Annotated in this window: 12 protein-coding genes and 1 tRNA gene; 11 read left to right on the top strand and 2 right to left on the bottom strand. The window is 39.1% G+C overall.

Going from position 1 to position 11,200, the window contains the following annotated elements; translation table 11 throughout:
- Positions 1-91: 91 nt before the first annotated feature.
- From O3607_RS04080 to O3607_RS04090, 3 genes are all read left to right on the top strand, one after another.
- Positions 92-1,066, top strand: coding sequence for a M48 family metalloprotease (locus tag O3607_RS04080; protein ID WP_371443365.1), 975 nt, complete (start codon positions 92-94; stop codon positions 1,064-1,066).
- 196 nt (positions 1,067-1,262) lie between these two features.
- Positions 1,263-2,558, top strand: a complete 1,296-nt coding sequence (gene purB, locus O3607_RS04085; RefSeq protein ID WP_060923735.1) for an adenylosuccinate lyase — start codon at positions 1,263-1,265, stop codon at positions 2,556-2,558.
- Between the two features lie 120 nt (positions 2,559-2,678).
- The gene (locus O3607_RS04090; protein WP_371443366.1) at positions 2,679-3,827 is read left to right on the top strand and encodes an MFS transporter; all 1,149 of its coding nucleotides are present in this window, start codon (positions 2,679-2,681) and stop codon (positions 3,825-3,827) included.
- 209 nt (positions 3,828-4,036) lie between these two features.
- On the opposite strand, the gene O3607_RS04095 is transcribed toward O3607_RS04090, so the two are convergent.
- Positions 4,037-4,168, bottom strand: coding sequence for a hypothetical protein (locus O3607_RS04095; protein WP_371443495.1), 132 nt, complete (start codon positions 4,166-4,168; stop codon positions 4,037-4,039).
- Between O3607_RS04095 and O3607_RS04100 the strand changes: the two genes are divergently transcribed.
- From O3607_RS04100 to O3607_RS04125, 6 genes are all read left to right on the top strand, one after another.
- The gene (locus tag O3607_RS04100; RefSeq protein ID WP_371443490.1) at positions 4,122-4,238 is read left to right on the top strand and encodes a hypothetical protein; all 117 of its coding nucleotides are present in this window, start codon (positions 4,122-4,124) and stop codon (positions 4,236-4,238) included. The two genes, O3607_RS04095 and O3607_RS04100, sit on opposite strands and share 47 nt — an antisense overlap.
- Position 4,239: 1 nt before the next feature.
- Positions 4,240-4,512: a helix-turn-helix domain-containing protein gene (locus O3607_RS04105; protein ID WP_024062668.1), complete on the top strand. Its 273-nt coding sequence runs from the start codon at positions 4,240-4,242 to the stop codon at positions 4,510-4,512.
- 74 nt (positions 4,513-4,586) lie between these two features.
- A complete protein-coding gene (locus O3607_RS04110; RefSeq protein WP_105093729.1) occupies positions 4,587-5,870 on the top strand; it encodes an adenylosuccinate synthase in 1,284 nt (427 codons plus the stop codon).
- 541 nt (positions 5,871-6,411) lie between these two features.
- Positions 6,412-6,756 (top strand): helix-turn-helix transcriptional regulator, encoded by a 345-nt coding sequence (locus O3607_RS04115; protein WP_009352539.1) that lies wholly within the window; start codon positions 6,412-6,414, stop codon positions 6,754-6,756.
- 2 nt (positions 6,757-6,758) lie between these two features.
- On the top strand, positions 6,759-8,225 hold the full coding sequence (gene dinB, locus O3607_RS04120) for a DNA polymerase IV (RefSeq protein WP_371443367.1): 1,467 nt from the start codon (positions 6,759-6,761) through the stop codon (positions 8,223-8,225).
- 109 nt (positions 8,226-8,334) lie between these two features.
- Complete coding sequence (locus O3607_RS04125) at positions 8,335-8,619, top strand: hypothetical protein (RefSeq protein WP_105093727.1); 285 nt, start codon at positions 8,335-8,337, stop codon at positions 8,617-8,619.
- A 143-nt stretch (positions 8,620-8,762) separates the two neighbouring features.
- Here the strand turns inward: O3607_RS04125 and O3607_RS04130 are convergent, their stop codons facing one another.
- Positions 8,763-9,644, bottom strand: a complete 882-nt coding sequence (locus O3607_RS04130) for a hypothetical protein (RefSeq protein ID WP_274204346.1) — start codon at positions 9,642-9,644, stop codon at positions 8,763-8,765.
- Between the two features lie 185 nt (positions 9,645-9,829).
- On the opposite strand from O3607_RS04130, the gene O3607_RS04135 reads away from it, so the two are divergent.
- Positions 9,830-10,807 (top strand): 5'-nucleotidase, lipoprotein e(P4) family, encoded by a 978-nt coding sequence (locus O3607_RS04135; protein ID WP_371443368.1) that lies wholly within the window; start codon positions 9,830-9,832, stop codon positions 10,805-10,807.
- 48 nt (positions 10,808-10,855) lie between these two features.
- Positions 10,856-10,932, top strand: a tRNA-Arg gene (locus tag O3607_RS04140).
- The last annotated feature ends 268 nt before the right edge of the window (positions 10,933-11,200 follow it).

The following is an 11,200-nucleotide window of genomic DNA, read 5'->3' on the forward strand; positions in this document are numbered from 1 at the left end:
TCACAATGTACAGCTATGATACACTTTAATTAATTTATTACTATATTAGTATATAGCTATATAAGCCTATAAGAACGTAAAGAGAGCGCCTATGATTCAAGTTATTCTTACCTATATCGTTAATGTCATTATTGTATTTGTCTTTTTCCCAATTTTAGAGTCTGCCGTGCAATTGGTGTACCCCTTTTCTTGGGATTGGTTTATAAAACCGTTACATTTAGCGGATAAGTTAGATGTGTATATTGTTTTGTCTATTGCGTTACCTATTATCGTGGCGATTGGATTATTTTTGCCACCTTTTAGTTGGCTAGCCCATTTGTTACAAGGTGAAAGAAAACCAAGTGCTGGAGAAGCTGAATATATTGAACCACTCTTAGAAGAATTATGTACACGTAGTGGCGTATCAAGAAATACATTGACATTGCGTATGCGCACTGATGAGGATATCAATGCTTTTGCTTCAGGAATCAATCATATTACCATTCATACAGGCGCTTTGAGTGGATTAGATAAACGACATTTGCTTGGCGTTTTGGCGCATGAATTGGGGCATTTAAGAAACCGAGACACAATTTACTTGACCATAACCTACGCTATGGACCGATTAGGACAATTAATATTAAACCTCGTTATACTTTTAAATGGAGCCTTAAATATATTGGCACTGATTCCTATTGTTAATATCGTCATTCGCATAATCCAAATAGTTCTTCTTGTTATGATTGCGGCGGTGGAGTATGTACTGCGCTTGCCGAAGTGGATTACCTACTATTTTGATAGCCGCCGTCGTGAGTATGCTGCAGATGCCTACGCCGTATCTATCGGTTTAGGGCGAGAGTTGCGAGAGGGCCTTGTTGCATTAGGCCTTGCCACTGAACAAATTGGTATGCTTGAAACTGGTGAATTATATGATCGTGAAAGTACGGGATTTTTTAGTCGGTTGTTTATTACTCATCCAAAAATGATTAAACGCATTCAGCGCATCGATGAAGGTATAGAAATATACGAACTGAAACGAAGTCTCTTGTGGGACCGAATGATAAGAAAAGCTAAATGTATCCAATAGAGCCGAATAGAGGTCTTAATCTATATAAAACAAAAATAGAAGTTTGAATATAGTGAATGCTGCATAAACACGAACAATTAGTAAATTTAATGTAATTATCATTCGGAAAAATTAGCTCCATTCATTGAATGGAGCTTTCACATATGGTACAATTATCCTATAAGAAATCTAGCTTTTATCATGCAAAGGAGACATCATGATACCACGTTATACACGAGAAGAAATGGGCCATATTTGGAGCGAACGCAATGAGTTCGACACAATGTTATTGGTAGAAACATTGGCATCCGAGGCGCAAGCTGAGTTGGGAGTTATCCCTAAAGAAGCGGCTAAAGCCATTCGTGAAAAGGGCAATTTCGACGTTGAACGCATTCATGAAATCGAAAAGGAAACAAACCACGATATTATTTCCTTCGTAACAGCAGTAGGTGAATACGTAGGTCCTGAAGCGGCTAAATACATTCATCTTGGCCTTACATCTACTGACGTTAAAGATACAGCGCTTGGCTACATGATGAAACAAGCATGCGACATCTTGATTGAAGACTTGAAACGTTTGCACGAAGTATTGCGTCGTCGCGCAGCTGAGTTTAAATATACACCTATGATCGGTCGTACTCACGGTATTCATGGTGAACCTACTACATTTGGTTTGAAATTAGCATTGTGGATGGCTGAAGTAGAACGCGACATCGAACGCATGGAGCACGCTCGTAAAAGCGTAGCTGTTGGTAAATTGTCCGGTGCTGTTGGTACTTACTCCAACATCGATCCGTTCGTAGAACAATATGTATGCGAAAAATTAGGTCTTGAACCTGTTAAAATCGCTACACAAGTCGTACAACGTGACCGTCATGCTGAATTGTTGTCTACTATCGCTGTTGTAGGCGGTACATTGGATAAAATCGCTTTGGAAATCCGTCATCTGCAACGTACTGAAGTGCGCGAAGCGGAAGAATATTTCAGCCCTAAACAAAAGGGTTCCTCTGCGATGCCTCATAAACGTAATCCTATTACATGTGAAAGAATTTGCGGTATGGCTCGCTTGCTTCGTGGTTATGCTCAATCTGCTTACGAAGACCAAGCTTTGTGGCATGAACGCGATATTTCCCATAGCTCTGTAGAACGCGTTATTTTACCAGATGCAACAATTTCGTTGAATTACATGCTTCACCTTACAATCCGTACAATTGATAAATTGTTGGTATATCCTGAAACAATGCTTAAAAACCTTAACCTTACAGGGGGCCTTGTATTTAGCCAAACAATTTTAACTCACCTTGTAGATAAAGGTGCAGTACGTGACGAAGCATACCGTTGGGTTCAAAAATACGCTATGGAACGTTGGCTTGAAGGTAAAGATTTTGCTACAGGTCTTAAATCTGATGAAAACATCAAGAAATACATGACTGCTGAAGAAATCGATGCATGCTTCGATCCACATAAATTGTTGAAACATGTAGATACAATCATGGCTCGCTTTGGCCTATAATTGTAGGGTACTTCCCACATAACATATGAAAGACTAGGGTAGGTATAGACCAACAAGCCTATGGCACATGCATTAGGTGTTGGCTATATCTACCTGTTTTTATTTATCTTAGGAGGTTATATGAAACGTATTATACGAAAGTACGGACCACCTATTTTTCATTGTATTAATGACTTTGGACAAGGATCTCTAGCGGCGCTTATACCATTTTTTATCGCTAACTTTGGCCTTAATTACTATCAATCGGCTACCATTATTTTCTGTAACACCGTGGTGGCCTCTATCGCCCAGCCTGCATTGGGCTATGTGGCCGATCGGTGGCGCGTACCTTGGTTCATTCCAGCAGGCTTTACGGTGACTCTCGTGTCTATTAGTGCTATAGCACTAGCTACGAGCTATGAAATGATTCTAGCCTTGTCACTCTTGGCCGGCGTAGGGGCAGCATTATTCCATCCTGAGGCGGCACTTCTTGTAAATCGTATGCAATCCAATGAGCTTGGTAATGCTATGGGGCGCTTTGCCGTAGGTGGCAGCGCTGGCTTTGCATTGGGTCCGCTCCTTGCTGGTGGTGTGTACGTTTTTGGTGCTCATTTCCTTTGGGTGTTCACGGCCATTGCATTGATTGGCGTGTTATTGTATGTGTATGCCTTTACAGGTTCTGCGGCTACCGATGTTGTTGGTGAAAGTAAAAGCTCTGCTAAGTCCACTAATACTGGTGCCAACGATTGGGTGAGCTTCGGCAAGTTATTCTTTGTCATTGCTTCTCGCTCCATTTTATTCTCTGTACTATCCATCTTTATCCCTATTTTGTATATTACCGTTATTAACGGCGAAGCCAGCGCCTCTAGCTTGGCGCTAACCATGTACTTTGCAATGGGCGCAGTCCTTACCTATATGGGCGGGGCTTTATCCGATAAATTAGGCTTCCTTAAAACGGTGCGCTTAGGTAATCTTATCTTCTTGCCATCTGTTTTAGTATTTATCTTTGTCCCAAATATATGGGGCTTCTTCGGTGCTATGATACCGATGGCCTTTGGCGTATTCTCACAATATGGACCGATTACCGTACTCGGTCAAAAATACCTTGCTAAAAATGCAGGCTTTGCGTCGGGGATTACACTAGGCCTTGGCATTACCTTAGGCGGCCTTGTAGCGCCATATGTAGGCCATCTAGCAGATATCTATGACGTGCAAACTGCTTTGATGACATTGATACCTGTAGGTCTTATGGGACTCCTAATGAGCCTATGGCTTAAAGAACCAAAATAGTACTTAAGCAACAGATAAAAATTAAAAAAGGAATAGTATCTAGGGCAAAATAGAATACTTTGACTAGTTAAAATGTCAATACATGGGAGGTGACTAATGGTCACCTCCCATTTCTTTACTTTAAGAGATTAGATACTTATATTGGATATAGTAAGACTTTAAATTTCTATATCTCATATCTTTACTGAATATATGTTTTAACATATAATTTAAGTAAAGATTTCTTCTAGCACTAGGAGGAATATGATGGATACGTTTTCTGTTGTTTTTTTTATGATATTGTATTTCTTTTTTGTGGGAAAACGAATTGTTTTAACAAATGGTTTTGTAAAGAAATCCATGAAAACTCCTAAGAGTGCAGTTGAATTAGCTGTTAAATATAAGAACGATTATATTGAGAGGTATACATAATATGGAAACGTTAGATCAATATTTAGAGAAACAATTAAAAAATCCGAAGTTTAAAAAAGAGTGGGATGCGTTAGATGATGAGTACCAAATCATTCAGAATATAGTTGAGGCGCGATTAGCTGCTCATATGACACAAATGCAACTGTCTGAATTAACCGGCATTACTCAGTCTGATATTAGTAAGATTGAAAATGGAAATGGTAATCCATCTTTGAAGACTTTACAGAAAATAGCTCATGCATTCGGCAAGAAACTAAAGATTGAATTTGTATAAATACTTTCACAGAGTCCGAACATTGTTGTATAATGATAATGAATTATTTAGACTTTCACATGGAGGATATAGATATGGCAACAAGTATGGTTATCGGCACTCAATGGGGCGACGAGGGTAAAGGTAAGATCGTTGACTGGATCGCGGAACGTGCGGACGTTGTTGTGCGCAGTCAAGGTGGTAATAACGCAGGTCATACTGTTGTAGTAGATGACAAAGCATTTGCACTTCGTCTGTTACCAAGTGGTATCTTGTATGATGATAAACAAAATATCGTTGGTACTGGTGTTGTTATTGACCCTAAAGTTTTGTTACAAGAAATTGAAGGCCTTGAAAAACAAGGTAAATCTGCTAAATCTCTTCAAATTTCTGACCGTGCGCATGTTATCATGCCATATCATATCGCCTTAGATAATGCAGAGGAAGCATCTAAAGGGGACGCTAAAATCGGTACTACTAAAAACGGTATCGGTCCTTGCTATGCTGATAAGATTAACCGCATCGGCATCCGTATCTGCGATTTGTATGACTTGGATACATTCAAACAAAAATTAGCATACAATGTAGAATTCAAAAACAAAATGCTTACAAAGGTTTATGATGCTGAACCTGTTAACTACGATGAAATCTTAGCGGATTACATCAAATATGCTGAAGCATTGAAACCATATGTAACAGACACTAACATCGCTGTTTTGAAAGCAGTTCAAGAGGATAAAAAGGTATTGTTCGAAGGCGCGCAAGCAACTATGCTTGACCTTGATCACGGTACATATCCATTCGTAACATCCTCTCATCCAATCGCTGGTGGTGCTTCCACAGGTGCTGGTATTGGTCCAAACTACTTGAAAAATATCTTCGGCGTAGTAAAAGCATACGCAACACGCGTTGGTGCAGGTCCATTCCCTACAGAGCTTCTTGATGAAACTGGCGATAACCTTCGCAAACTTGGTCATGAGTTCGGTACTGTAACTGGTCGTCCTCGTCGTTGCGGTTGGTTAGATCTTATGGTTGTAAAATACGCGGCAGGTCTTAACAGCCTCGATTACCTTGCAATCACTCGTTTGGATATTCTTGATACATTCAAAGAATTGAAAATCTGCGTAGGTTATAAATTGAATGGTAAAGATGTAGAAGGCTTCCCAGCTAACTTAAAAGACCTTGAAGCATGCGAAGCAGTGTACGAAACATTGCCAGGTTGGGAAACAGATATTTCTGGTATCCGTAAATACGAAGATCTTCCTGAAAATGCTCGCAAATATGTAGAACGTATTGCAGAAGTAACAGGTGTACCTTTGGGTATCGTATCCGTAGGTCCTAACCGTAATCAAACTATCGACTTGGTAAACGTATTCTAAGCTATACTAATTTGATATAATGCGAATGATTGCATTCGATAGTGTCGATGTAGCCGTATAATTGTTAAAATTTTACCGCTATGCAATCGGTTTATAGAATTATACAGATAAGGCTCCTCTAAGAGGAGCCTTTTGTAATGAAATGATTTAGAACACAAAAAAAGTATAATACATCTAATCCTTTCGGTTGCTAATGTAGTGCGGTATATCGAAGTATGCTATAAGGTTATCAGAAAACGCGTATATCGAAAATTCTATAGAAAAATATTTTATACAATTTTTATATATGCAGGATTATGTATAACTAAATAAATCTATGAGATGAAAATTTATTTAAAATATTCACAATATACAAACTATGACGTGCTTAAATTAGTTTATAATGTGGTAAAAATTACCCATCTATGTAAAATTGATATTCATAATAAATTATTAAGATACAAATATAAAGAAAAAAATAGATTTACATTAAGAAATAGTATATAATAGAGTCTAGAAAGTAGATTGACATTTTTTGATACGGATTTGAGGAGTTAAAGATATGGTTGAAGTTTCTTACGAACGTTTAGCTACGATTTTCAAGGCATTAAGCGATGAAACAAGATTACACATCATCGATATGTTGTCTTGCAATGAATTATGTGCAGCTGATATTTTAGCTAGCTTCAATTTGTCCCAATCTACGTTGAGCTACCACATGAAAATCTTAATTGATGCAGGTGTAGTTAACTCTCAACGTAATGGCTTATGGACTCGTTATTCCATTAATGAAGCTACATTTGGCGATATTTTAGAAATCATCCCTCAACTATATAAATCTAAGGATGAGTGTATTTGCGCGCAAATTAAATACTGCCGTATTTCTGAGCACGAAAAAGAAGCGTAACAATGAGACGATGGATTATGCATGTTGATATGGATGCATTTTTCGCGTCCATCGAACAATTGGATCATCCAGAATATAAAGGCCACCCCGTAATTGTGGGTGGTCTTTCTTCACGTGGCGTCGTTGCTACCTGCTCCTATGAGGCTCGTAAATTTGGCGTTCACTCCGCCATGCCCATCTCTCGTGCTAAGAAACTCTGTCCCGATGGCATCTATGTGTATCCGCGTATGGATCGTTACAAAGAGGTATCCCATCAGATTTTTTCTATTATGAAAGAATTTACGCCTCACATTGAGCCTCTATCTATCGACGAAGCCTTCCTCGAGGTTAGCGGTATGTCTACCATGTATAGTGGACCAAAAGCACTGGGCAGAGCTATTAAAGACCGAGTGTTTGAGGAAACTGGTCTTATTATCTCTGCAGGGCTAGCACCGAATAAATTCCTTGCCAAATTGGCATCCGATTTAGATAAGCCCGACGGCCTTGTGGTCATACCTTATGGCCGTGAAAAAGAGATTTTAGCTCCATTACCGATTAAACGCATTTGGGGCGTAGGTCCTCGTACAGAAAAAATCTTGAAAACAGGGGGCTTTCACTTGATGCGTCATATTCAAGCATTGCCTGATGAAAGCTGTTTAATTCCCCTCGTGGGCAACCAGGCGCGTCGCATATGGGAACTAGCGAATGGAATTGACGATAGACCTGTGGAAACCGATCGCAAAATACAATCTATCGGAGCTGAGGAGACATACGAAGAAGATTTAACTGACGGCAGTGCTATTGAACTAGAGTTTAGATACTTTGCGAACCGCTTATCAAAACGATTAAGAAAACGTAACCTGTTAGGTCACACTGTGTCCATTAAGGTTCGGTACGATGATTTTACCACCGTATCCCGCCAAAAGCGGTTAGATACACCATCAGACCATGAGCATGTGTTCTTTGAAACGGCTTTGCTCTTATGGAATAAACTGATGCAAGATAAGACCAGTAAAAAACCGAAAGGCACAAAGAAAGACATTGAAGTATTAGGAGCCACTACGAAGGTCAAATCTACAAATTTAAAATCTACTAATTTAAACTATAGTAGTTCAAACTATGGTGGTTCTAGTGAGATTGCCTTTATGGATCCACCTGGTCCTATACGACTATTAGGCCTTACTGTGAGTGGTCTCGATGAGGAAGTACCTATGCAAGATAGTCTTTTCGAATCACCTAAAAATGAGACTGAAAATAAACTAGCTGGCGTATTAGATTCATTAGAATCTAAATTTGGTGAAACGGCCGTTATGAGTGGTGCATTATGGCAGCGCTTTCACGGAGACAATGGAACGCGTAGAAAACGATCGGAACTAAAGGCCGCAGTAGATGCACAATCAACTAATGAGGATGTGGAATCTACTAAAATGGATAAGGGCCTTGACCTATATAAGAATAGTGATGTAGGCGACATTAACGAAGACATATAACTCGATACAATAGACTCATAAAGTTTATATTGAATACTTTCGCTAATATAATTGTTCATGTTACAATATGGATATAGTGTTTAGAAATTACCGCAAGAGAGGTATAGATATGAGTTTATTTCGTGTAGCCATCCATTATGGCATCAACAGCAATGGCTTCTTGTCCTATGACACAGAAGCAAAAACAGTGTCCGTAGATTTACCTGAACAAGAGTGGGCTGATAAGGTTATCGCTTACTTGAACGACGAACATGCCATCGAGCATGCTACAGGTCTTGATACATACGAACGCTTGACTGTAAAACCATTAGAATCTTTAGATAACTTAAAATTAGCTTTAACACGCATGTGGGAAGCTATCGACGTACAAGTCGACTGGAGCCGTCCAGCGTAAATAAAATGATACCCCTTTGTAACCATGTATTGGTTATGAAAGGGGTATTTTTTATAGTACCGCAAACTAAGACGAAGCCCCACCTTGCTATGTAGCTCATAGTAAGGTGGGGCTTTTGTCATGGTGAGTGTATTTAAATATTATTAATCAAATTTTTTATTTGTTAGGTCCTGATACATAAGCTTAGCGATTTCATACTGTGGATCGCCGGCTTGTAATTGGTGTGATGGTAGTTTAAATACAGCTTCAGCTCTTTCCTCTTTCTTGATATCGATACCCTTTACATCTTCGGACCGACTTATGGAAATGGTATGTGTTGTTGGATTTATGAAGTACGCATTTACATCAATGCTGAAAGCCTTGTTTTCGTCTTTTCTCATGATTACACGTAGAATCATAGCTGAAATAGCAGTAGTGCCATCTTTTTCACCTAATAGCTGTTTAGATGTGTAGTCCACATAATCTGCATAGACATAAATATCGCCAGGTTTGGCCTTGTCATAATCTTGTGTATAGGCCTCTACTAAACGCAAATCTAGTTGTCTGCCGAATGGTCTAGAGAACATTTCGCTTTGTAATACGCGTGTTTCGCTTACAGGTGGATAGGACGGTATTGGTGTTAAACCTTTTAGCATATCTGTGCGTGTTTCGTCTTTTCTTTTAGCCTGACGTTCAGCAGTGACCCTGTCTAAGCGTTTACGCTCTTTTAACATGGCTTTTTCTTGTTCTTCTTTAGTTTTGTAAGTTTTTACGGATACAACACGGTTACCAGACATAGTCACCGTTGAATAGATGGGCTTATCTTTAGTAGGTTTTCCCTTAGAAGCATCAAGCGTAGATTGCACCATAGCCGGTGTTGCGCTTTCGATAGATTTTTTTAACTCTGGAATATTAGAATAATCCATCTCAACCACTGCAGCGTCTGTGCTTTCACTTGGCTGTACTGGTGCAGCCCCGTACGTAGATGATATAGCTAATACAGCTAATAGTGAACTGGTAATAATTGATCGTTTACATACTTTCATTACATATACCTCTTTTTATAAGAACTCTCTAATACTATCAACAGCTGTATTATAGCATAGTTCTTGTGTAAATCGATTAAAATACACAGATAGCCTATAAAGCTATAGAGGACTTTCGTATACCTATGTAGAATTACATTGTGTATTGTATGTATACAGAGAGCAAATGTGGATAGGAGGCAATTATGAAACGTAGTAGTTTAGCATGGTATGTAGGGGTGGCTTGCCTTGGCGGTAGCCTTTGCGTAGGTTCTGTAGTACAGGCGGATTCTCCGATGACAGTGAAGGCAAATCCTGTAGTTCCTACAGCGATGGTAGCGCAGGTTCAATCAACTCAACCGACTAATAGTATAGTGGCTACGAATACGGTAGCTGCTAACAGTGAGCCGGCAAAAGCTGCAGTAGTACTAGATGAGCAGGCAGCACTGAAGCAAAAACAGCAGTACCAAGCCGAAACAGAAACAATGGGACTCTTATGGATGCGCACCTCTGCAGAGTACAGAGCACTAGCGTATCAAGGGTACAATGTGGCGCTAAATCTTGTTAAGATGGCTGTTACTGATCCATCTCATCAGAGAAAACCTCTTGCTATCGTTCTTGATGCGGACGAAACTGTAGTGGATAATACTAAACTGATGGGTGAAAGCGTTGCTAGTGGCAATGGTCGCTTCGATGCTCCTTGGTGGCGTCAAGCTGTGCATCAAGGTAAATCGCAAGCCATGCCAGGTGCTGTTGAGTTCCTAAATGAAGTACATAAACAAGGTGTTGAAATATTCTACGTTTCTAATCGCTATGCACCTGTTAACTATGATGCAACAGTACAAAACTTTAAGGAACTTGGCTTCCCATCCGTCGATAAAGAACATGTACTACTATTCGAAAAAGACTCTGACAAACAACCTCGCTTTGATGCGATTGCTAAAAAATATTCTGTCGTTCTATACATGGGCGATAACGCTGGTGACTTCCCGATTGGCACAAAAGGTAAGACACTAGCTGAAAGAAATGGCATCATTGATGCTCATAAAGAAGACTTTGGTACTACCTTTGTGGTATTCCCAAATCCTGCTTATGGATCTTGGGTAAGTGCATTAGCTAAAGGCTACCAAAACCTCAGTCCAGAAGAACAAAAACAAGTGAACAACCAATACCTACAACAATAAGGATGTCTTGCGTATACTTTATTAAAAACGATATAATAAAGTATACATGCGTCTATAGCTCAGTAGGATAGAGCAGCAGTTTCCTAAACTGCGTGTCACTGGTTCGATTCCGGTTAGGCGCACCAAAATAATATTTAGTTGAAATAGCCTTCATTACATTTTGTGATGAAGGCTATTTTTTTGACTATATTAAGTTTTAGTTTTATTAATCAATCAAAATATATATTTTGATTGATGCCAATACAGCATGGCGATGAGGATTTAATGAAAATAGATTAATTTTGTCGGATTAATTATTGAAATTCAAGATTTTACTATTCCCAATTAATAAAATTAATGTGTATAATATCTATAAGTATTTTTAATTTATTGTTTTGTACTTAATAAGGGGAA

It is taken from the genome of Veillonella sp. 20925_1_51 (assembly GCF_041431445.1).
Taxonomy (GTDB): domain Bacteria; phylum Bacillota; class Negativicutes; order Veillonellales; family Veillonellaceae; genus Veillonella; species Veillonella nakazawae.

What these genes read in the sequence shown, in the direction of transcription:
- O3607_RS04080 (WP_371443365.1), top strand. Translation starts at nt 92, where the DNA reads ATGATTCAAGTTATTCTTACCTATATCGTTAATGTCATTATTGTATTT.
- purB (WP_060923735.1), top strand. Translation starts at nt 1,263, where the DNA reads ATGATACCACGTTATACACGAGAAGAAATGGGCCATATTTGGAGCGAA.
- O3607_RS04090 (WP_371443366.1), top strand. Translation starts at nt 2,679, where the DNA reads ATGAAACGTATTATACGAAAGTACGGACCACCTATTTTTCATTGTATT.
- O3607_RS04095 (WP_371443495.1), bottom strand. Translation starts at nt 4,168, where the DNA reads ATGGATTTCTTTACAAAACCATTTGTTAAAACAATTCGTTTTCCCACA.
- O3607_RS04105 (WP_024062668.1), top strand. Translation starts at nt 4,240, where the DNA reads ATGGAAACGTTAGATCAATATTTAGAGAAACAATTAAAAAATCCGAAG.
- O3607_RS04110 (WP_105093729.1), top strand. Translation starts at nt 4,587, where the DNA reads ATGGCAACAAGTATGGTTATCGGCACTCAATGGGGCGACGAGGGTAAA.
- O3607_RS04115 (WP_009352539.1), top strand. Translation starts at nt 6,412, where the DNA reads ATGGTTGAAGTTTCTTACGAACGTTTAGCTACGATTTTCAAGGCATTA.
- dinB (WP_371443367.1), top strand. Translation starts at nt 6,759, where the DNA reads ATGAGACGATGGATTATGCATGTTGATATGGATGCATTTTTCGCGTCC.
- O3607_RS04125 (WP_105093727.1), top strand. Translation starts at nt 8,335, where the DNA reads ATGAGTTTATTTCGTGTAGCCATCCATTATGGCATCAACAGCAATGGC.
- O3607_RS04130 (WP_274204346.1), bottom strand. Translation starts at nt 9,644, where the DNA reads ATGAAAGTATGTAAACGATCAATTATTACCAGTTCACTATTAGCTGTA.
- O3607_RS04135 (WP_371443368.1), top strand. Translation starts at nt 9,830, where the DNA reads ATGAAACGTAGTAGTTTAGCATGGTATGTAGGGGTGGCTTGCCTTGGC.